General features: G+C 71.2%; 18 protein-coding genes. 7 read left to right on the forward strand and 11 right to left on the reverse strand.

Annotated features, from left to right (window positions below; translation table 11 throughout):
* Nucleotides 1-113 precede the first annotated feature (113 nt).
* Nucleotides 114-692, reverse strand: coding sequence for a hypothetical protein (locus DEJ06_RS04885; RefSeq protein ID WP_111038583.1), 579 nt, complete (start codon nucleotides 690-692; stop codon nucleotides 114-116).
* Nucleotides 693-806: 114 nt separating this feature from the next.
* Here DEJ06_RS04885 and DEJ06_RS04890 point away from each other — a divergent pair, with 114 nt between their 5' ends.
* Nucleotides 807-1,247 carry a GNAT family N-acetyltransferase gene (locus DEJ06_RS04890; RefSeq protein WP_027465835.1) on the forward strand — a complete coding sequence of 147 codons (441 nt, stop codon included), beginning with the start codon at nucleotides 807-809 and terminating at the stop codon, nucleotides 1,245-1,247.
* A gap of 75 nt (nucleotides 1,248-1,322) precedes the next feature.
* On the opposite strand, the gene DEJ06_RS04895 is transcribed toward DEJ06_RS04890, so the two are convergent.
* Complete coding sequence (locus DEJ06_RS04895; RefSeq protein WP_181436807.1) at nucleotides 1,323-5,084, reverse strand: multifunctional oxoglutarate decarboxylase/oxoglutarate dehydrogenase thiamine pyrophosphate-binding subunit/dihydrolipoyllysine-residue succinyltransferase subunit; 3,762 nt, start codon at nucleotides 5,082-5,084, stop codon at nucleotides 1,323-1,325.
* A gap of 178 nt (nucleotides 5,085-5,262) precedes the next feature.
* Between DEJ06_RS04895 and DEJ06_RS04900 the strand changes: the two genes are divergently transcribed.
* Nucleotides 5,263-6,702 carry a GuaB1 family IMP dehydrogenase-related protein gene (locus DEJ06_RS04900; protein ID WP_111038584.1) on the forward strand — a complete coding sequence of 480 codons (1,440 nt, stop codon included), beginning with the start codon at nucleotides 5,263-5,265 and terminating at the stop codon, nucleotides 6,700-6,702.
* Between the two features lie 97 nt (nucleotides 6,703-6,799).
* On the opposite strand, the gene DEJ06_RS04905 is transcribed toward DEJ06_RS04900, so the two are convergent.
* The 4 genes from DEJ06_RS04905 to DEJ06_RS04920 all read right to left on the reverse strand — a co-directional run bounded on the left by DEJ06_RS04905 (nucleotide 6,800) and on the right by DEJ06_RS04920 (nucleotide 11,115).
* Nucleotides 6,800-7,837 carry a hemolysin family protein gene (locus DEJ06_RS04905; RefSeq protein WP_027465832.1) on the reverse strand — a complete coding sequence of 346 codons (1,038 nt, stop codon included), beginning with the start codon at nucleotides 7,835-7,837 and terminating at the stop codon, nucleotides 6,800-6,802.
* Nucleotides 7,834-9,234 carry a hemolysin family protein gene (locus tag DEJ06_RS04910; RefSeq protein WP_071404734.1) on the reverse strand — a complete coding sequence of 467 codons (1,401 nt, stop codon included), beginning with the start codon at nucleotides 9,232-9,234 and terminating at the stop codon, nucleotides 7,834-7,836. The genes DEJ06_RS04905 and DEJ06_RS04910 overlap by 4 nt, the downstream gene beginning before the upstream one ends.
* Before the next feature lie 156 nt (nucleotides 9,235-9,390).
* A complete protein-coding gene (locus tag DEJ06_RS04915) occupies nucleotides 9,391-10,473 on the reverse strand; it encodes an NADH:flavin oxidoreductase/NADH oxidase (RefSeq protein WP_027465830.1) in 1,083 nt (360 codons plus the stop codon).
* 9 nt (nucleotides 10,474-10,482) lie between these two features.
* On the reverse strand, nucleotides 10,483-11,115 hold the full coding sequence (locus tag DEJ06_RS04920) for an HAD family phosphatase (protein WP_071244826.1): 633 nt from the start codon (nucleotides 11,113-11,115) through the stop codon (nucleotides 10,483-10,485).
* Between the two features lie 24 nt (nucleotides 11,116-11,139).
* Here DEJ06_RS04920 and DEJ06_RS04925 point away from each other — a divergent pair, with 24 nt between their 5' ends.
* A complete protein-coding gene (locus DEJ06_RS04925; RefSeq protein WP_111038585.1) occupies nucleotides 11,140-12,000 on the forward strand; it encodes an ADP/ATP-dependent (S)-NAD(P)H-hydrate dehydratase in 861 nt (286 codons plus the stop codon).
* A gap of 264 nt (nucleotides 12,001-12,264) precedes the next feature.
* On the opposite strand, the gene DEJ06_RS04930 is transcribed toward DEJ06_RS04925, so the two are convergent.
* Nucleotides 12,265-12,975: a YceI family protein gene (locus DEJ06_RS04930; protein ID WP_111038586.1), complete on the reverse strand. Its 711-nt coding sequence runs from the start codon at nucleotides 12,973-12,975 to the stop codon at nucleotides 12,265-12,267.
* Nucleotides 12,976-13,058: 83 nt separating this feature from the next.
* Between DEJ06_RS04930 and DEJ06_RS04935 the strand changes: the two genes are divergently transcribed.
* Both DEJ06_RS04935 and DEJ06_RS04940 read left to right on the forward strand, forming a co-directional pair.
* The gene (locus DEJ06_RS04935) at nucleotides 13,059-14,372 is read left to right on the forward strand and encodes a glycosyltransferase 87 family protein (RefSeq protein WP_111038587.1); all 1,314 of its coding nucleotides are present in this window, start codon (nucleotides 13,059-13,061) and stop codon (nucleotides 14,370-14,372) included.
* Entirely contained in the window at nucleotides 14,369-14,677 is a 309-nt protein-coding gene (locus DEJ06_RS04940) for a thiamine-binding protein (protein WP_111038588.1), read from the forward strand. The genes DEJ06_RS04935 and DEJ06_RS04940 overlap by 4 nt, the downstream gene beginning before the upstream one ends.
* A 3-nt stretch (nucleotides 14,678-14,680) precedes the next feature.
* On the opposite strand, the gene DEJ06_RS04945 is transcribed toward DEJ06_RS04940, so the two are convergent.
* On the reverse strand, nucleotides 14,681-14,869 hold the full coding sequence (locus tag DEJ06_RS04945) for a hypothetical protein (protein ID WP_146245789.1): 189 nt from the start codon (nucleotides 14,867-14,869) through the stop codon (nucleotides 14,681-14,683).
* A 127-nt stretch (nucleotides 14,870-14,996) separates the two neighbouring features.
* Here DEJ06_RS04945 and DEJ06_RS04950 point away from each other — a divergent pair, with 127 nt between their 5' ends.
* Nucleotides 14,997-15,176 (forward strand): hypothetical protein, encoded by a 180-nt coding sequence (locus DEJ06_RS04950; RefSeq protein WP_111038590.1) that lies wholly within the window; start codon nucleotides 14,997-14,999, stop codon nucleotides 15,174-15,176.
* A gap of 124 nt (nucleotides 15,177-15,300) precedes the next feature.
* Nucleotides 15,301-16,566, forward strand: a complete 1,266-nt coding sequence (locus tag DEJ06_RS04955) for an MFS transporter (protein WP_111024824.1) — start codon at nucleotides 15,301-15,303, stop codon at nucleotides 16,564-16,566.
* 170 nt (nucleotides 16,567-16,736) lie between these two features.
* On the opposite strand, the gene DEJ06_RS04960 is transcribed toward DEJ06_RS04955, so the two are convergent.
* The 3 genes from DEJ06_RS04960 to DEJ06_RS04970 all read right to left on the reverse strand — a co-directional run bounded on the left by DEJ06_RS04960 (nucleotide 16,737) and on the right by DEJ06_RS04970 (nucleotide 19,972).
* Nucleotides 16,737-17,408 carry a response regulator transcription factor gene (locus DEJ06_RS04960; protein ID WP_017888182.1) on the reverse strand — a complete coding sequence of 224 codons (672 nt, stop codon included), beginning with the start codon at nucleotides 17,406-17,408 and terminating at the stop codon, nucleotides 16,737-16,739.
* 87 nt (nucleotides 17,409-17,495) lie between these two features.
* A complete protein-coding gene (locus DEJ06_RS04965; RefSeq protein ID WP_111038591.1) occupies nucleotides 17,496-18,818 on the reverse strand; it encodes a hypothetical protein in 1,323 nt (440 codons plus the stop codon).
* Nucleotides 18,815-19,972, reverse strand: a complete 1,158-nt coding sequence (locus DEJ06_RS04970; protein WP_111029197.1) for an ATP-binding protein — start codon at nucleotides 19,970-19,972, stop codon at nucleotides 18,815-18,817. Before DEJ06_RS04970 ends, DEJ06_RS04965 begins: the two co-directional genes overlap by 4 nt.
* Nucleotides 19,973-20,009: the final 37 nt, after the last annotated feature.

Genomic DNA, 20,009 nt, shown 5'->3' on the forward strand with positions numbered 1-20,009 from the left:
GACGGGACGCTCGCCGACCTCATGGCGTCCGAGTCCTTCGGCACCGGCGTCGACGCGTGGAAGCCCACGACGGGCGGGTCGGACGGTTCTGGTGGGACGGATCGGGACGGGGATCAGTCGGTCTGCGCTTCCCACACGAACGTGGTGCCGGCCTCGGACGACTGCACGGTGTTCGGCGCGCCCTCGCTCAGGTCGTAGCTGAACCGGTAGGTCGTGCTCGCCGTGCCCGTCGTGGGCTTCCACGCGTCGACGCCGGTGCCGAAGGACTCGGACGCCATGAGGTCGGCGAGCGTCCCGTCGTGCACGGTCGTCCCCGTGAAGGTGCTGCAGTCGCCCGCGGTGCCGAGGCTGCCGCGCTCGACCGTCAGCCCGAGGTGCTCGGCGAGGGAGTCGGCGTCGGCCGCGTCTGCGGCGTAGAGCTTCACGGTCGAGGCGTTGGTGGTGTTCGCCGTCACCGTGATGCAGTTCGAGCCGGCGGACCCCGGCACCAGGTCGTCGACGTCGAACATCGCGACGCCCTGGTCGTCGTCGGTGAGGGAGACGGCACCGGTGCGCCAGCTGTTCGCGGCGTTGTCGGTGCTGCTCGAGAAGGCGGCGTACGAGGCCGTGGCGATGAGTGCGCCGCTGGCGACGACGGCGAGCGGGAAGGCGATCCAGGCGGCGGTGCGGCCGTGGCGGGAGGTGATGTGCATGGCTGTCCTGTCGGTCGGTTCACCCGGCGGGTGATATGACAGCAGCGTATATGAATATCAGTTGTTATGGAACCCCGTCGCAACACGACCGACGGCCCGGGTAGGTTGGCCGACATGACCCTCTCCGTCGAGTCGACCACCACCTGGTCCGACACGGACGTCGCCGACGTCGCCGCCCTCGTCCGCCTGCTCGGTCACGACGTCGACGATGCGTCGATGCGCGCCCGCCTCGACCGGCTCACCCCCGAAGCCGGCCACCGCACCTGGGTGGTCCGGGGGGACGACGGCCGGGTCGTCGCGGTCGCCGGCGCCCAGGTCACGTGGGCGTACGCCAGCGACGAGCCGACGGCGCAGCTGCTGCTGCTGGTCGTCGACGACACGGCCAGGAGGCTCGGCACCGGTTCGGCGCTCATCGGCACGTTCGAAGCGTGGGCGGTCGAGCAGGGCGCCCGTCGCCTCAGTGCCGTCAGTGCGGCCGCGACGGACAGCGCGCACCGGTTCTACCAGAAGCGCGGGTACCACGACGCCGGGGTGCGGTACACGAAGATCGCGTAGCGCCACCTTCCTGGCGAACGTCGAAGCGCCCCGTGCAGGAGTCCCTCGGACTCCCGCACGGGGCGCTTCCCGTGACTAGGCCGACGCGCTCAGCGCCGTGTCGATGACGTCGGCGGCCTCCTGCGCGGAGCGCTTCGAGGACCCCGTCGCCGGTGCGGCACTCGCCGAGCGGGCCGCGACGGACAACGGGCGACCGCCCAGGTGCGGCGACAGGTTCATGCAGACGAACGGCCAGGCGCCCTGGTTCTCCGGCTCCTCCTGCGCCCACACGACGTCGGCGTCCGGGTAGCCCGCCAGGACCTCGAGGATGCGGTCGAGGGGGAGCGGGGCGAGCTGCTCGAGTCGGACGAGTGCGACGTCGGTGATGCCGCGCTTGTCGACCTCGGCACGCAGGTCGTGGTGCACCTTGCCGGAGTGCAGCACGACGCGGCGCACGGCGCCCTTGTCGGTGATCCGCGCGTCGTCCAGCACGGGCTCGAACGTTCCGGTCGTGAAGTCCTCGACCGCGCTCGTCGCCTGGCGGAGCCGGAGCATCGCCTTCGGGGAGAACACGACGAGCGGCTTCTGCGGCCGGGCCCAGGCCTGTCGGCGGAGCAGGTGGAAGTACGACGCCGGGGTCGACGGGCGCGCGACGATCATGTTGTCCTCGGCGCACAGCTGCAGGTAGCGCTCGATGCGTGCCGACGAGTGGTCCGGCCCCTGGCCCTCGTACCCGTGCGGCAGCAGCAGGACGAGGCCGGAGCGCTGTCCCCACTTCTGCTCGGCGGACGAGATGAACTCGTCGATGACGATCTGGGCGCCGTTCGCGAAGTCGCCGAACTGCGCCTCCCAGAGCACGAGGGACTCAGGACGCTCCACCGAGTAGCCGTACTCGAAGGCCATCGCCGCGTACTCGCTCAGCAACGAGTCGTACACGTAGAACCGGGCCTGGTCCTCGGTGAGGTTCGACAGCGGCAGCCACTCCTGGCCGTTCACCCGGTCGTGGAACACCGACTGGCGCTGGACGAACGTGCCGCGTCGGGCGTCCTGTCCGGCGAGGCGGACGGGCTTGCCCTCGACCAGGATCGACCCGATCGCCATGAGCTCGGCCATCGCCCAGTCGATGCCGCCGTTGCGCGTCATCTCGGTGCGCTTGGTCAGCAGCTGCTGCAGCTTCGGGTGGATCGAGAACCCGGCGGGCGGGTTGCTGTGCGCATCGCCGATCGCCCGGACGAGCTCCTCGGACACGGCGGTCTCGTGCACCTCGACCTCGGAGTCGTCGCGCTGTGCGGCCGGGCGTTCGAGCCCCTGCACCGCACCGTCGTCGTCGACCTCGATGACCGGGATGGTGCCGGTCTGTGCCTCGTGCGTCTCGGCGAAGGCGCGTTCCAGGCGGTCCTGGAAGTCGCGGTGCGCCTCGTCGTACTCCTCTTGCGTGATGTCACCACGGCCGACGAGGGCCTCGGTGTACAGCGTGCGGACGGAGCGCTTCGCCTCGATGAGGTTGTACATCAACGGCTGCGTCATCGAGGGGTCGTCGCCCTCGTTGTGCCCACGGCGGCGGTAGCAGATCAGGTCGATCACGACGTCGCGGTGGAACTCCTCGCGGTACGCGAAGGCGAGTTCGGCGACGCGGGCGACGGCCTCGGGGTCGTCACCGTTCACGTGGAAGATCGGCGCCTGGATCGTCTTCGCGACGTCGGTGGAGTACACCGAGCTGCGCGCCGACTCGGGCGGGGTGGTGAACCCGACCTGGTTGTTGATGACGAGGTGGACCGTGCCGCCGGTGCGGTACCCGCGGAGCTGCGACATCTGCAGCGTCTCGACGACCACGCCCTGGCCGGCCATCGCCGCGTCGCCGTGCACGAGCACGGGGAGCACGCCGAAGCTACCGGGTGCCTCGCGGTCCTGCTTGGCGCGGACGATGCCCTCGAGCACGCCGTCGACGGCTTCGAGGTGGGACGGGTTCGCGGCGATCGTCACCGGGATGCTCGAGCCGTCGGACGTGCGGAACACGCCCTCGGTGCCGACGTGGTACTTCACGTCGCCGGAGCCCTGACCGGACACCGTGCCCGGCAGCGAGGACCCCTCGAACTCACGGAAGATCTGCCCGTAGGTCTTGCCGGCGATGTTCGTCAGCACGTTCAGGCGGCCGCGGTGGGCCATGCCGATCGCGACCTCGGCCAGTCCGGCTCCGGCGGCGTGCTGGATCAGGGTGTCGAGGAAAGCGATGGTGGACTCGCCGCCCTCGAGCGAGAAGCGCTTCTGGCCGACGTACTTGGTCTGCAGGAAGGTCTCGAACGCCTCGGCCTCGTTGAGCTTGCCGAGGACGCGGAGCTGCTCGTCCTTCGAGGGCTTCGAGTACGGCACCTCGATGCGCTCCTGCACCCAGCGACGCTGTTCCGGGTCCTGGATGTGCATGTACTCGATGCCGACCGTGCGGCAGTAGGCGTCGCGCAGGATCCCGAGGACGTCGCGCAGCGGTGCCGAGGTGGTGCCGGCGAGGCCGCCGGTGACGAACTCGCGGTCGAGGTCCCAGAAGGTCAGCCCGTGGCTCTCGATCTCGAGGTCGGGGTGCGTGCGCTGGCGGTACTCGAGCGGGTCGATGTCGGCCATCAGGTGCCCACGGACGCGGAAGCTGTTGATGAGCTCCTGCACGCGGGCGGTCTTGTTCACCCGGTGCGCCAGGTCGACGTTGATGTCGTTCGCCCACTGGATCGGCTTGTAGGGGATCCGGAGCGCAGCGAAGATGCCGTCGTAGAAGCCGTGCTCGCCGATCAGGCGCTCGTGCACGTGCTTGAGGTACTCACCCGAACCGGCGCCCTGGATCACGCGGTGGTCGTAGGTGCTCGTCAGGGTGATGGTCTTGCCGATGCCGAGCTCGACCAGGGTCTTCGACGCCGAACCCTGGAACTGCGCCGGGTACTCGAGGGCGCCGGCGCCGATGATCGAGCCCTGCCCCTTCGTCAGACGCGGGACCGAGTGCACGGTGCCGATGCCGCCCGGGTTGGTGAGCGAGATCGTCGTGCCCTGGAAGTCCGCCGGGGTGAGCTTGTTGTCGCGGGCACGCTTGACGAGGTCTTCGTAGGCGGAGAGGAACTGCCCGAACGTCAGGGTCTCCGCGCGCTTGATGCTCGGCACCAGGAGCGAGCGGGTGCCGTCCTTCTTCGGGACGTCGATCGCGATGCCGAGGTTCACGTGCGCCGGGGCGACGACGAACGGCTTGCCGTCGCGCTCCTCGTAGTAGACGTTCTGGCTCGGGAAGTCCTTGAGCGCCTGCACCATCGCCCACCCGATCAGGTGCGTGAAGGAGATCTTGCCGCCGCGGGCGCGTCGCAGGTGGTTGTTGATGACGATCCGGTTGTCGATCATCAGCTTCGCCGGGATCGTCCGGACGCTCGTGGCGGTCGGGACGGTCAGCGAGGCGTCCATGTTCGACGCCAGCGTCTTGGCCATGCCCCGGAGCGGGGTCGCCACGTCCTCGTGGGTCTCCTCGTGGTCGTCGGCGGCGTCGTTCGCCTCGGCCGGGATCGGCTGCGGTGCCGGCTGACGCGAGGTGGTCTTCGCCTGGATCGGGCCCGACTTCGCCTCGCCCGGGGTGTCCCCGGTGGCCGGCTGCTGCGTCGACGACTGCTGCTGCGCCGGCGCCTGCTGGGCCGGCGCCTGCTGCGCGGGGGAGCCCGCCGGAGCCGGAGCGTCACCGACCTGCGTGCGGTGGTAGCTCTCGAGGACCGGCCACCAGGACTTGTCGACCGACTCCTTGTCCGCGACGAACTGCTCGTAGAGCTCGTCGACGAGCCACTCGTTCGCCCCGAATTCGCCCGCGGTCTCGTCCGTTCCGGTCAGATGGCTCGACACAGCCGATCGCCCACTCTCCGTCGATAGATGCTCGTGTGTGTCGTGCGGAGCAACCCTGCGCCGCACAGGTGCCAAGCCTAGCCGCTCCGACATGTCCGTTCCGTGTCAGCCGCGGCGCGAGTCGGCAGCCCCCGGAGCACCCGGTCGGGGCCGTGACGGGAGCCGTACAGTGGAGCGCATGAGGTTCTACGAGACGCGGCCGACGCACGACCTGACCTACTCCGACGTCTTCCTCGTCCCGAGCCGTTCCGGCGTGACGAGCCGCTTCGACGTCGACCTCGCGGCGAACGACGGCAGCGGTGCCACGATCCCGATCGTCAGCGCCAACATGAACTCCGTCACCGGCCCCCGGCTCGCCGCCACCCTGGCCCGCCGCGGTGGTCTGGGCGTGCTGCCGCAGGACATGCACCTGCAGGACCTCGACGCCGCGATCCGCTGGGTGAAGGACCAGCCGGTCGACTTCGACACCGCCTACGACATGGGCGCGCAGACCACCGTCGCCGAGGCCCTCGAACAGCTCCTGCCGGTGGGCGGCCGTGGTGTGGTCGTCCGCGATGCCGACGGCGAGTACCTCGGCTGCGTGCCCGCGACCCGCCTCGGCACCGCCGGCCCCGACGCCGTGCTCGGTGACCTGCTGCACGGCGCCTCGACCGCGATCGACGCCGAGGACGCCGGCACACCCCGCCACGTGTACGACGTGCTCTCGGCCGCCGAGGTCGACTTCGCGCCGGTCATGCGGCACGGCCGGGTCGTCGGGACCACGAGCCAGACGAGCGCGATCCGCTCCGACATCTACACGCCCGCCGTGGACGGTTCCGGCCGGCTCCGGGTCGCCGCCGCGCTCGGCATCAACGGCGACGTCGCCGCAAAGGCCAAGGCGCTGGCCGCCGCGGGCGTGGACGTCCTGGTCCTCGACACCGCGCACGGCCACCAGGACAGCATGCTCCGCGCACTCCGCACGGTCGCGTCGCTGCAGCTCGGCATCCCGCTCGTCGCCGGCAACGTCGTCACCGCCGACGCCGTCGCGCACCTGGTCGGGGCCGGAGCGGACATCATCAAGGTCGGCGTCGGACCGGGCGCCATGTGCACCACCCGCATGATGACGGCCGTCGGTCGTCCGCAGTTCTCCGCCGTGCTCGAGACCGCCGCGGCGGCCCGCTCGCTCGGTGCGCACGTCTGGGCGGACGGCGGGGTGCGCTACCCGCGCGACGTCGCCCTCGCGCTGGCAGCCGGGGCGTCCGCCGTCATGATCGGCTCGTGGTTCGCCGGCACGCTCGAGGCCCCGGGCGTCCTGCGTCGCGACGCCGCCGGCAAGGCGTACAAGGAGAGCTGGGGCATGGCCTCGGCGAAGGCCGTCCGCGAGCGCTTCGAGCGGCTCGACCCGTACGAGCGGGCACGCAAGGCGCTCTTCGCCGAGGGGATCTCGTCGTCGACGATCTACCTCGACCCGGAGCGCCCGAGCGTCGAGGACCTGCTCGACATGATCACCACCGGCGTGCGCAGCTCCGCGACCTACGCGGGCGCATCGTCCCTCGCCGAGTTCTCCGAGCGGGCGCTGGTCGGCATCCAGTCCGCCGCCGGGTACGAGGAGGGCAAGCCCCTGCCCGTCAGCTGGTAGCGCGGACGGGGCGCGCGTCGCCCTGGTCGCGACCACGGACGGACTGGAGGCGCGGTGCCAGCTGGCACCGCGCCTCCAGTCCGTCCTTCCGCTGCGTCTACCGGCGTCGGGTCGCGTCCTCGACCTCGCCCACCAGTTCTTCGAGGATGTCCTCGAGGAACAGCACGCCGATCGTGCGGCCGTCCGCGTCGAAGGCGCGGGCCACGTGGCGCCCGGCGGCCCGCATGGTCGCGAGCGCGTCCTCGAGGTCCATCTCGGTGTAGAGCGAGATGAGCTGACGGATGCGCTTCGGCGGCACCGGGTCGTCGAACTCGTCCGGACGCAGGTCGATGACGTCCTTCACGTGCACGTAGCCGGTGGGGGAGCCGTCCTCGCCGACGAGCACGTAGCGGGAGAACCCGCGCTGCGCCACGGCGTGCTCGACGTCGGCCGGGGTGGCGTCGTCGGGCAGCGTGACGAGCTCGGCCATCGGCACGGCGACGTCACGGACCTTCTTCTCGGTGAACTCGAACGCCAGGGCGAGCTTGCCGTCGTCGGTCAGGGTGCCCTCGCGGCGGGACTGCTCCACGATGGTCTGCACCTCTTCCACCGTGAAGGCGCTCACCGCTTCGTCCTTGGGCTCGACGCGGAACAGCCGCAGCACGGCGTTCGCGACCTCGTTCAGGCCGACGATGACCCAGTGCAGGCCGTGACCGATGTACCAGAGCGTCGGGACGAGCAGCAGTGCGGCGCGGTCCGGCATCGAGAACGAGATGTTCTTCGGCACCATCTCGCCGAACACCACGTGCAGGAACGACACGAGCAGCAGCGTGAACACGAAGGCCACGGTGCCGATCACCTCGGCGCTCCAGCCGGTCAGGTGCAGCGGGACCTCGAGCAGGTGGTGGATCGCCGGTTCGGACACGTTCAGGATGAGCAGCGAGCAGACCGTGATGCCGAGCTGGGTCGTCGCGAGCATGCGGGTGGCGTGCTCCATCGCCCACAGCGTCATCTGCGCGGCCTTCGAGCCCTCTTCGGCGCGGGGCTCGATCTGCGAGCGGCGTGCTGAGATGACGGCGAACTCCGCCGCGACGAAGTACGCGTTGCCCATCAACAGGACGACGAGCCAGAAGATCCCCCACCAGTCGGAGCTCATCGGGTGCTGCCCTTCGTCGTGGTGGCCGAGGCCTTCGTGGTGGTCGGGGTGCTCTTGGTGGACGGGATGATGATCGCGGTCGCCGCCGTGTCGGTCGACGGGCGCGTCGGGGTCCAGCGGATGCGGTCGATCCGACGGCCGTCCAGCCGCTCGACCCGGAACACCCCGCCGTCCAGGGGCACCTCGTCGCCGACGACGGGCAGGCGGCCCAGCGTCGACATGACGAACCCGCCGACTGTCTCGTACGGGCCCTCCTCGGGCACCTTCACGCCGGCGCGGTCCTCGAGCTCGTCGGGACGCAGCAGACCGGGGAAGGTCAGCCAGTCACGGGAGCGCACCACATCGATGCGGGCGCGGTCGTGCTCGTCGGAGACCTCGCCGACGATCTCCTCGATCAGGTCCTCGAGCGTGACGACCCCGGCGGTTCCGCCGTACTCGTCGACGACGATGACCATCTGGTAGCCGCGACCGCGGACCTCGGCGAGCAGGGTGTCGCCGGGCATGGTCTCCGGCACGCGTTCGGCGTCGGTCATGAGTGCCCCGACGGGGACCTCCGGACGCTTCTCGCGCGGCACGGCGACGGCCTGCTTGACGTGCACGATGCCGACGACGTCGTCCGCGTCCTCCTCGATGACGGGGAAGCGGCTGAAGCCGGTCTTGCGGGCGAGGGCGATGACGTCCTCGGCGGACTCGGACACGCGGATGGTGGAGAGCCGCGGGCGCGGGGTCATCACGTCGCTGGCGCTCAGCTCGGAGAACGAGATGGTGCGCTCGAGGAGCGTCGCGGTGTCCTGTTCGAGCGAGCCCTCGGACGCCGAGCGGCGCAGCAGCGAGGTGAGTTCCTCGGCGCTGCGGGCACCGGAGAGTTCCTCCTGCGGCTCGATGCCCAGCGACCGGAGCACGGCGTTCGCGGTGCCGTTCAGCAGCGCGACGGCGGGCTTGAAGACCGTCGTGAACGCGATCTGCAGCGGGACCACGAGCCTGGCGGTCTGCAGGGGCAGCGCGAGCGCGAAGTTCTTCGGCACCAGTTCGCCGAGGATCATCGACAGCAGGGTCGCGATGACGAGCGCCACGATCGAGCCGACGGTCTCGACGATGCCCTCAGGCAGGTTCATCGCCAGGAACGGCGCCTCGAGCAGCTTCGCGATCGAGGGTTCGAGCAGGTAGCCGGTCAGCAGCGTGGTCAGCGTGATGCCGAGCTGTGCGCTGGACAGATGCGTCGAGGTGACCTTCAGCGCGCCGATGACCGGTGCGAGGCCGGCTTCACCGCGGTCGCGCCGCGCTTCGACGTCGGCGCGGTCGAGGTTGACCAGCGCGAACTCGGACGCGACGAAGACACCCGTGCCGAGGGTCAGCAGGATGCCGCCGATCAGCATGACGATGTCGATCGGACTCATGATTCACCCCCGTTCGCGCACAGGGATGACGTGCAGCTCACCGAGTGAGCGGCGGATGAGTGAGGCGAAGAACTATTCGGGGGATCGTCCACAGTGCTGCCAATCGTACTGCCTGCGCGGTCGCTGAACCGTGAATCCGTACAGAACCGATCGCGCCTAGGCCGTGATCCGCGCGCGGTGGTACTGCTGCGGCTCGTAGTCGACCGGCACGCGGAGTTCGACGGCGGCACGGAGCGCGAACGACGGGTCGCGGAGCATCTCACGACCGATCATCACGACGTCGGCCAGGCCGGTCGCGACGATCTGCTCGGCCTGGAACGCCTCGGAGATCATGCCCACGGCGATCGTCGGGATGCCGGCGTCGCGCTTGATCGCCGCGGCGTGCGGCACCTGGTAGCCGGGGCCGACCGGGATCGGCGCGCTCGCGACGTTGCCGCCGGTGGACACGTCGGCCAGGTCGGCACCGTGCTCGGCGGCCCAGCGGGCGACGACGGTGGTCTCGTCGAGCGTGAGCCCGCCGTCCACCCAGTCGGTGGCCGAGAACCGGACGACGATCGGGAAGCCCTCGCCGACCTCGGCGCGCACGGCATCGACGACCTCCAGCAGCGCGCGGGCACGGTTCTCGAGCGAGCCGCCGTACTGGTCGGTGCGCTGGTTGCTCAGCGGCGAGAGGAACTGGTGCAGCAGGTAGCCGTGGGCCGCGTGGATCTCGACCAGGTCGAACCCGGCCTCGACCGCGCGGCGGGCGGACTGCGCGAAGGCGAGGGCGACGACCCGGATGTCCTCGACCGCGAGCTCGCGCGGGACATCGTAGCCGTCGAAGGCCACGGCCGACGGCGCGACCGTGGTCCAACCGCCCTGGTCGGCGGGGACGGTGCCGTGCGTGGTGTCCCAGGGGCGGTAGGTCGACGCCTTGCGCCCGGCGTGCGCGAGCTGGATGCCCGCCGCGGCCCCCTGCTCGTGCAGGAAGTCGACGATCGGCTTGAACGCGTCGCGCTGCTGGTCGTTCCACAGCCCGAGGTCCTGCGGGGTGATCCGTCCCTCGGGCACGACGCCCGTCGCCTCGACGACGACCGCGCCGGCGCCGCCCTTGGCGAACCCGCCCAGGTGCACGAGGTGCCACGGCGTCGGGACGCCGTCCTGCTGGTCCACCGAGTACTGGCACATCGGGGAGACCCAGATGCGGTTGCGGACGGTCAGGTCACGGACGGTGATCGGGTCGAACAGGGCGTGCGTCACGCGGGCTCCTCAGAGGACGGGTGCCGGCGCCTCGGCCAGTTCCGTCAGGAACGACCGCAGCGACGCCGGCGACGTGTAGTGGTGGCCGACCGCCCCGATCGCTTCCGCACCGGTGGCGTTCTCGGCCCTGTTGTCCACGAACACCATCTGACCCGGGTCGATTCCCAAGCGCGCACAGGTGTCGCGGTAGATGGATGCCGCGGGCTTCAGGACGTGCTCCTCGGCGCTCACCACGACGGTCTCGAACAGCGAGCCCATCGGGGAGCGGCGGTACGGGTCGCCGAAGTCGAAGCCCGCGTTCGAGAGCAGGGCGACACGGGTGCCGGCGTCGTGCAGCTCCTCGACGATCTCGAGGGTCTCCGGCTCGACCTCGAACCACCCGGTGAAGTCGATCGCCCAGAACCGGTGGATCTCGGAGATGCTCCAGGTCCGCCCGGTCCGTTCCGCGATGGCACGCCAGTACGCCACGACGGACAGGTCGCCGCGGTCCAGGTCGTGCCGGAGCTCCTGGTACACCGGGAACAGCTCGTCGGCCGGGACCCCGGTGGCGGCCACGAGGGCGTCCCGCGAGGCGTGTGGCGTCCGGCTGATCACCTCGCCGTAGTCGAAGACCACCACGCGACCAGGCAGGAACAGGCTCATGTGCTCCACCGTAACGTGGGGCCGGTGAACGACTTCGTGCCCGTCCGACCGTCCGATGCCGCCGCGTGGGTCACCGCGCCGACGGGGGAGTCCACCAAGTACCGCCGCGGGGTGCTCGGCATCGCGACCGGGTCCGACCAGTACCCCGGCGCCGCGGTGCTCGGGGTCGACGCCGCCGTGCACACCGGCGTCGGCATGGTCCGGTACGTCGGACCGTCACGCGCCACCGCCCACGTGCTCACCCGCCGCCCCGAGGTCGTGTCCGGCGTCGGCCGCGTGCAGGCCTGGCTCGTCGGCTCCGGCATCTCGGCGCCGTCGCTCGGCGACCTGGACGAGACGACCGCGTCGGGCTTCTCGCACGCGTCCGACGACGGCGTCCCGGTCGTCGTCGACGCCGGGGCGATCCCGCTCGTCGACCTCGGGCCGCTCGCCGTGCTCACCCCGCACGCCGGTGAGCTCGCTTCGTTCCTGGGGGCCGACCGCGCCGAGATCGAGCAGGACCCGGCCGCCGCGGCGCTCCGTGCGGCGGAGCAGACCGGCAGCGTCGTGCTGCTCAAGGGGGAGCGGACCCACGTGGTCACCCCGGACGGGTCGGTGCGGCTCGTGGCGTCCTCGGCGACGCCGTGGCTCGCCGCGGCCGGTGCCGGGGACGTGCTGGGCGGGGTCCTCGGGGCGCTCGTCGCCGCGCGGCAGGGCTCCGTCGAGGCGGCCGGTTCGTCGCTCACGCCGTCGGACCTCGCGCACCTGGCCGCGTCGGCCGCGGTGGTGCACGGGCTCGCGGCGCGGCGGGCGTCCGGCGGCGGACCGTTCCCGATGACGACGCTCATCGCCGAGCTGCCGGGGGTCGTGCGGGACCTGGTCGTGGACGGGGACGCGCGCGGCTAGCGGCCGGTGCGCGTGCACCTTCCGACGATCCACGAGGGGATCGACGCGTGTTCTGTCGAAGGATGCGCACGCAATGGATTCGTGCGCATGTTCCGACGGGACACCACGGGTTCGACAGGTGCAAGGTCGCAACATGCGCACGCATCAGCCAGCGGGTGCGGCTCCAGGACGCGACGACGGACGGACGGGAGGCGCGGTGCCAGCTGGCACCGCGCCTCCCGTCCGTCGGCGGGCACGTCACGGGCGTGACGCGCGTCGCGGACGTCAGCTCGCGGGGGTCGCGTGCACCAGGAACTCGACGGAACCCGCGTCGTCGACCTTGACGAACCCCAGGCTCGGGGCCTGCACGCCGTAGTCCGAGAAGGTGATCGGGACCGAACCGGAGATGTCGACGCCGTCGCCGTTCAGGCCGACCTGCAGCTTTGCGGTGACGTCCTTCGTGACGCCGTGCAGGGTGAGCTTCCCCGGAGCCGTCACGGTCGTCGTGTCGGAACCGCTCGGGACCGCGTCGGCGATCGGTCCGGTGAGTTCGAAGGTGGCCTCGGGGAAGGCCGCCGCGTCCATCGCGGAGTCGCGGAAGTAGGCGTCGCGCTGGTCGGAGTCGGTGGTGACGTCGGCGACCTGCACCGTGATCTTCGCGGCGGTGATGCTCGTGCCGTCGACGGTCGCGGTGCCGGCGACGCTGTCGGTGCGGCCGGTGACGGTGACGTCGGAGCCGTTCAGGACCTCGTGGACGCGGTACCCGGCCTCGGAGTCGCCGCCGACCGTCCACTCGCCGGACAGGTCCGTGTCGTCGAGGGTGGAGGCTTCGCGGGTGGCGGCGACGGACGGCGCGGCCGAGGCCTTCGCGTTCTCGTTGCTCGTGTAGACGTTCGTGAAGACCACCGCGCCCACGACGCCGAGGACGACGACGGCGGCGATGACGGAGATCCAGATGACGGCCTTGCGGCGCTTGCGCGGGGTGTCGGAGGTCACGAGCAGAACGGTGACACGTCATGCTCGGGAGACCCTGAGTCCGTGGCAGCGATCGGACCCGGTCCGGCCGCTACGCTCGTCCGGTGCAGAGGACCTCGACCCGGTGGCTCGAACTCGCCGGCTTCGTCCTGGCGTTCGTCGCCGTGCACGGGTTCCTGTGGTGGCTGACCCTCGTGTCGGCGAACCTGCCGCTCGGTGACGTGACCATCACCTACAGCCGCTGGATCGAGACCGGGCGGACCGCGGACTTCTGGGTCGGCATCGACGGCGCCTGGGTGTACCCGATCCTGGCGATCGTGCCGATGGCGGCAGCGGCCCTCGGGGGCGTCGCGTCGATCGGCACCGGCTGGCTGCTGCTGATGGTGCTGCTCGATGCCGCGGCGTGCGCGTTCCTGTGGCGCTTCCGGGTCCGCGTCGGGTCGTCGGACCGCTTCGGCGTGCACGGCGTGCGGGTCGTCTGGTGGTGGCTGCTGTTCCTGCTCGCGCTCGGCCCGATCGCGCTCGGTCGGATCGACACCGTCGCGACGGTGTTCGCGCTGGTGGGCGTCGCGTTCGTCGCCTCGAGGCCGGCCGTTGCCTCCGCGCTGTTCACCGCCGGTGCCTGGACGAAGGTGTGGCCCGCGGCGCTCGTCGCGGTGCTGCTGCTCCTGCGCCGCGGACACCGCCGGGGTGTGCTTGCCGGGGCCCTGGTGCTGAGCGCCCTGATCGTGCTCGTCGACGTGCTGTGGGGCGGTGCGCCGTACCTGCTGTCCTTCGTCGGTGAGCAGACCGGCCGTGGGCTGCAGATCGAGTCACCGCTCGCGACGCCCTTCATGTGGGCCGCAGCCTTCGGCGTCCCCGGAGCGGCGGTGTTCTACGACCAGGAGATCCTGACCTTCGAGGTGTCCGGTGCCGGCACGTCCGCCGCCGCCGCGGTGTCGACGCCGCTGATGGCCGTCGTCGTGGTGGCCGGGGTCGTGCTCGCGCTCTGGACCGCGCGCCGCGGTGCCCGTCGGGCCGAGCTCGCGCCGGTCCTGGCGCTGCTGTTCGTCGCGGCGCTCATCGCGACGAACAAGGTGGGGTCGCCGCAGTACATCGGCTGGTTCGCGGTGCCGATCGTCTGGGGCCTCGCGGCGGGTGCCCCGAGTGCGCGCCGGTTCGTGCCGATCGCGGTGCTCGCGCTGCCGATGGCCCTGCTCACGCAGGTGATCTACCCGGGCTACTACGACCAGTTGCTCGGGGTGCAGCCGTGGATCCTCGTGGTGCTCACGGTCCGGAACGTGCTCGAGGTGGCGATCCTGGTGTGGAGCGTCGTCGTGCTGGTGCGGATGGGGCGGGCTGCGGGGTCCGGACGGGTGTCGGCGCGCTCGTCGTCGTCCGTGCGCGACCAGCCCGAGCCGGGCAGGATGGACGCATGATCGTCGCCTTCTCCGTCGCTCCGTCCGGTGGTCCCGCTGCAACGTCCGACGGGTCCGTTCACGACGCCGTCGCGGCCGCCGTGCGCGTGGTGCGCGAGAGCGGGCTGCCGAACCGCACCTCGTCGATGTTCACCGAGATCGAGGGGGAGTGGGACGACGTCATGGACGTCGTCAAGCGCGCCACCGAGGCCGTCGGTGCGTACGGCACGCGGGTGTCGCTCGTACTCAAGGCCGACATCCGCCCCGGCCACACCGGCGAGATCGACGGCAAGCTCGAACGGCTCGAGGCCGCGCTCGGCGACTAGTGGTCAGCGGCGCCGACGCGGACGCCTGCGGCGACGGGGGTCGGTGCCGAGGACCGCGGCGACCGTCAGTAGGACGAGGCCGGCGACCGCGAACACCACGACGATGACGATCCCGATCGGGTCGGTGACGTCCTCGCAGTTCGCGGGCGCGCCGGCGGCGCAGGAGGCCAGGACGGTCGTGACGGTGGGCACGTCGTCATCCTGCACCGCAGCGTCGACCGACACGCCGGAGCGGTCCCTCGGATGTCGGTGGTCGGGTGTCTCATGGTCTGCATCGAGCCACTTCCGGTGGCCCCGAGACGACGATGAGGAGCGCGTGATGATGCACGACGGCTGGTGCCCCGACTGCGACCTGCGAACGGTCGTCATCGACACGGACGAACAGGGCGAGAACGCCTGGGCGAGCTGCGCGGAGTGCGGCACCGGATGGGTGCACCGCGACGAGCTGCCCGAGCAGGCCCCGGCACGGACCCGCACCCCGGAGCGCCAGGCGGCCTGAGCTCCCGCGGGCTTTCGTTGGTCCGTTGGAGCGGTCTACACTCGACGGACCAGGACATCACGGCCGCCCCGTCCGGTGGGGTGCTGCACCGTCGTCCCGCTCCGCCCGCACGAGAACAGGCCCCATGTCACAGCTCACGCCTGCGCGTCGCACCCTCGCGCTCATCTCGCTCGCCCTCGGCGGGTTCGCCATCGGCTCGACCGAGTTCGTCGCGATGGGGCTGCTGCCGAACATCGCGCAGGCCCTGCTCCCCGAGCAGTACGGCATCGACCCCGACGCGGGGATCGCCCACGCCGGCTGGCTCGTCAGCGCCTACGCCCTCGGGGTGGTGGTCGGTGCGCCGACCATCGCGGCGATGTCCGCCCGGTTCCCGCGCAAGGGCCTGATCCTCGTGCTGCTCGTCGGGTTCGTCGTCGCGACGATCGCGAGCGCGCTGCTGCCCTCGTTCGGTCTGGTGCTCGTCGCCCGCTTCGTCGCGGGTCTGCCGCACGGCGCCTACTTCGGCATCGCGTCGATCGTCGCCGGCGACATGATGGGCCCGGGCAAGCGCGGCAAGGGCATCGCGATGGTGCTGCTCGGCCTGTCGGTCGCGAACGTCGTCGGGGTTCCGGCGATCACGTGGGTCGGACAGGTGGCCGGGTGGCGGGTCGCCTACGGCGTCGTCGCCGCGCTGTTCGCCCTGACGTTCCTGGCCGTCGCGGCCTTCGTGCCGAAGAGCGCCCGCGACGAGCACGCCACGATCGGCCGCGAGCTCCGGGCGTTCCGCGTGCCGCAGGTGTGGATCGTCATGGGCCTCGGTGCCGTCGGGTTCGGCGGGTTCTTCGCGGTGTACTCGTACATCTCCCCGCTCGTGCAGAACGTCACCGGCATGCCCGAGTCGTTCGTGCCGATCGTGCTCGTCGTCGTGGGCATCGGCATGGTCGTCGGCGGGGTGCTCGGCGGACACCTGGCCGACCACAGCGTGAAGCGCACGATCTACGTCGGCATGTTCTCGCTCATCGGAGCCCTGCTCATCACCGTCCTGACCGCGCAGTGGCTCTGGGGCATGCTGCTCGGCGCGTTCCTGCTCGGGGCGACCTCGTCGGCGATCCCGCCGGCGGTGCAGTCGCGCCTGATGGACGTCGCGGGGGATGCCCGCACGATCGCGGCGGCGCTGAACCACTCGGCGTTCAACATCGGCAACTCGATCGGTGCCGCCCTGGGCGGCGCGGTCATCGCGGCCGGCTTCGGGTTCCTCGCGCCGGGCTGGCTCGGCATCGGCCTCGCGCTGCTCGGCGTCCTGGTGACGATGGTCAGCTACGCGGTCGAGCGGCGGAGCACCCGTCGCGCCGCGGTCCGCTCCTCGTCGCCGTCCACCGGTCCGATCACCGCACCGGTCCCGACGGCCTGACACGCGGGGTGCGCGCGCATGCACCCACCGGACGGGAGGCCCGTGGCGACGCCGCCACGGGCCTCCCGTCCGTCACGTGGCGCGGAAGACCGCCCCGAGTGAGCAGAAAACGTCGGGTTCCGTGACGGGACCCGACGTCTTCTGCTCACTCGAAGCGCAACGCACGCGCGCTACAGGCCCAGGGGGCTGCCGTCCTGCACGATGATGCCGTCGGTGATCGCACGCTTCCGCAGCGCGACCTTCGTGCCCACGTCGAAGCCGGCGACGCGGTACTTCTCGCGGATGCGCTTGAGGTAGCTCTTCGCGGTCTCCTCGGAGATGCCGAGCTGGTAGGCGACGCTCTTGACGGGCTCGCCACCGCCGTACAGGGCCATCACGCGACGCTCCTGGGCGCTGAGCTTCGGGACACCGCCAACGTCACCGCTGTTGATGGCGAGGTCGAGCTCGGCCGAGACGTACTGCTCGCCGCGCTGGGCGGAGCGGATCGCCTCGACGATCATGTCGGCGTCCTCGCTCTTGACGAGGTACCCGAGGGCACCGGCGCCGAGGGCCTCGCGCACGACGTTCGGCTCCGAGTACGTGCTCATCACGACGGTCTTGACGCCCGCGGTCTTGAGCGTCGAGATCTTCAGCGACACCGGGATGGAGTCCTTGAGGTCCAGGTCCAGCAGCACCACGTCGACCGGGAACGCCGGGCTCGTCAGGAGCTCGGGCCAGGTCGTGACGGCGGCGACCAGGGTGATGTCGTCGGCCGCGTTCCGGATCCACTCCGTGAGCGCGCCGAGGAGCATCCTGTGGTCGTCGACCAGTGCGAGTCGGATCGGTTCCTCTGGAGTCGCCATACTGGCGTCCTTTCTCGGTGCGGATTGCTCGGCCGATCCTAGGAGGATGCGGGCCGGAAGTCGGTCAGGCGTGCGGGTGTCCGGCAGCTACATCGACGGATGTCGGTTCACGACGCAGTGCGCGACGATGTGCAGCGCGCCGTCGCGGACGGTCTCGGTGTACGGGCCGATGCGCTGCAGCGCGCTCCAGGCCGTCGGGCCGAGGCTGCGACGGGGCACCCCGCGGGACTCGATGACGACGGGGACGTCCATCGTGTCGTCGCTGACCGGGTGACCGTCGGAGCCGATCGGACCGAGGGTGACGGAGACGACGGGCATGCCGGGCTGCGCGGTGCGGCCGTCGCCGACCATCTGCCAGATCGCCTGCAGCAGCCCGTCGCGCTGGGTGGGGGAGAGGTGCCCCGCCAGGGCGGTCGGGTCGGCGACGCTCACCGAGCGACCGAGGTGGTCGGACTCGGTGATGGCGTGGTAGAGCCAGGTCTCGCGGCGACCCTCGATCAGGTGCAGGCGGAGCTCGGTGGCGAGCGATGCGGCGACGGAACTCGAGGCGTCGGACAGCGGCAGCGGGTCGGTGCCGTTGGCGACGGCGTCGAGCAGCTTCTCGGCGGCCAGGTCGAGCCGGGCGAGCTCGTCCGAGGCGAGCATGCCGACGGCGAACTGCGGCGCCTGCACGTTGCTCTGCACGAGCACCCGGTCGAGTTCGCGCTGCACGAGCTGGCGGAACCGCTGCACGACGTACAGCGCGAGCGCCGGCGGCACGACGACGAGCGACAGCAGGGACACGATGCCGGGCATGGTGTCGTGCGTGATCGGCGTCGACGCGACGGCCATCACGATGAACGCGATGCCGAGCGCACCGATGGCGACGGCGACCTCGCGGGCGGGTCGGAGCGTGGCGATCGGCAGCAGGGCGAACCCGGCGGCCATCGACGCGGTCGCGGTGTGCGCGATGTCGTGCTCGGGCCAGATGCCGATGAAGTCGAGCGTGACCACGCAGGCCAGCACGACGCAGATCAACGCGAAGGCCGGACCCGTCAGCCGTTCGCCGTAGGTGAGGACGCTGAGTCCGACCCCGACGGCGGCGACGACGTAGAGCCCCCAGGCGACCGCGGGCAACCACGGGTCGGAGTACTCGTTCCAGCGCACCAGGAAGAACGCGATGCCGGCGACGGCCTCGATCGCGGTGAGGACCGCGGCGCCGAGGCCGAGGTAGCCGGCACCGAGCGAGGCGCCGGGCTTGGCGGCCTGGCGCAGGGACCGGGCACCGGTGGACGTCGACGGGAGCCCTCTGGCCTGCCGGCGCTCGCTCGTCCGGTACCGCTCGCGCGCCTCGCGGCGGGTGCGGGGTGCTGGTGGAGCGGTCTCGCCGGGCAGGCTGCGGCCGATGGTGTCCTCGGGGACCCGGGTCATCGCGGTGCCTCCAGGACGACGGTGGTGCCGGAGCCCGGCGCGGAGAAGAGCTTCGCGTCGCCGCCGACCTCGCGCAGGCGGTTCACGACGCTCTCCTTGAAGCCGAGTCGCTCGGCGCTGACGGTGGTGAGGTCGAAGCCGACGCCGGAGTCGGTGACCATCGCACGGACGACCTCGTTGTCGTGGACGATCGTGACGTGCGCCTCGCCGACGCCGGCGTGCCGACGGACGTTCTCGAGGCACTCGCCGAGCGCGAGGAGGAACGCGTCGAGCACGTTCGACGGCAGCAGGACCTGCCCGGTGCCGTGCCAGCTGACCTCGAGCCCCATCCGGCCGAAGCGCTGCTTGACCGACTCGAGGGTCTGCCCGAGGGGCGATTCCTCTTCGCGGGTGAGCGAGTAGTCACCGGACTGCGAGGGCTGGGGGGTCGCACCGAGGCGCAGGTGCCGCAGCAGTCGGGCGTCCTCGGCGGCCTGCTCGCGCATCGCCTGCTCGGAGACGCCGACGCCGGAGTGCGCCAGCAGCGTCAGGGTCGCGAGCACGGTGTCGTGCAGCAGGCGGGCACCCTGGCGGCGCTGGGCCTCGGTCTCGCTGGCCTGCCGTTCGGCGCGGTGGGCGGTGCCGATGCTGTAGATGCGGCGGGCGACGCGGGGGATGCTGCGCGAGATCCAGATCGCCACGACGGCCATCAGGATCCACCCGAGCAGTGCCCCGCTGACCGGGGTCGACAGGAGCGAGCCCGATCCCCAGACCATGAGCACCACCACGGCGCCGCCCCCGGCGATGGTGATGCCGAGACCGACCGGGTGCCCGCGCTGGGCCATCAGCGGTGCCGAGAGCCCGCCGGCGGCCAGGGGCATGACGGCGCTGGCGACGAGGGGCCGCGCCGAGTCGGGGACTCCGGTGAAGAGCAGCACCATCGTGGCGAGCCCGGCGACGACGATGGCGGCGGTCCACCACACTTCGCCGCCGCGAGCGAAGCACACGAGGGCGGTGATCATCGCGGCGATGCAGAGGAGTGCGCCGATGAGGGGCGGCGTGGGCACGGCGGCCGCGGAGAGGATGCCCACGACGCTGACGAGCGCGCAGACGATGCCCACGACACGGGTCGCCGACCGCAGCAAGCGGTCGCGTTCCTGTGCGATGAAGTCCATCGATGTCCTGGTTGGTGACGATCTGGGCGGTGCGGGA

The sequence above is a fragment of the Curtobacterium sp. MCLR17_051 genome (assembly GCF_003234395.1).
Classification (GTDB): domain Bacteria; phylum Actinomycetota; class Actinomycetes; order Actinomycetales; family Microbacteriaceae; genus Curtobacterium; species Curtobacterium flaccumfaciens.

Coding starts and splice junctions, on each gene's coding strand:
- DEJ06_RS04885 (WP_111038583.1), bottom strand. CDS start 692: ATGCACATCACCTCCCGCCACGGCCGCACCGCCGCCTGGATCGCCTTC.
- DEJ06_RS04890 (WP_027465835.1), top strand. CDS start 807: ATGACCCTCTCCGTCGAGTCGACCACCACCTGGTCCGACACGGACGTC.
- DEJ06_RS04900 (WP_111038584.1), top strand. CDS start 5,263: ATGAGGTTCTACGAGACGCGGCCGACGCACGACCTGACCTACTCCGAC.
- DEJ06_RS04905 (WP_027465832.1), bottom strand. CDS start 7,837: ATGAGCTCCGACTGGTGGGGGATCTTCTGGCTCGTCGTCCTGTTGATG.
- DEJ06_RS04910 (WP_071404734.1), bottom strand. CDS start 9,234: ATGAGTCCGATCGACATCGTCATGCTGATCGGCGGCATCCTGCTGACC.
- DEJ06_RS04920 (WP_071244826.1), bottom strand. CDS start 11,115: ATGAGCCTGTTCCTGCCTGGTCGCGTGGTGGTCTTCGACTACGGCGAG.
- DEJ06_RS04940 (WP_111038588.1), top strand. CDS start 14,369: ATGATCGTCGCCTTCTCCGTCGCTCCGTCCGGTGGTCCCGCTGCAACG.
- DEJ06_RS04950 (WP_111038590.1), top strand. CDS start 14,997: ATGATGCACGACGGCTGGTGCCCCGACTGCGACCTGCGAACGGTCGTC.
- DEJ06_RS04955 (WP_111024824.1), top strand. CDS start 15,301: ATGTCACAGCTCACGCCTGCGCGTCGCACCCTCGCGCTCATCTCGCTC.
- DEJ06_RS04960 (WP_017888182.1), bottom strand. CDS start 17,408: ATGGCGACTCCAGAGGAACCGATCCGACTCGCACTGGTCGACGACCAC.
- DEJ06_RS04965 (WP_111038591.1), bottom strand. CDS start 18,818: ATGACCCGGGTCCCCGAGGACACCATCGGCCGCAGCCTGCCCGGCGAG.
- DEJ06_RS04970 (WP_111029197.1), bottom strand. CDS start 19,972: ATGGACTTCATCGCACAGGAACGCGACCGCTTGCTGCGGTCGGCGACC.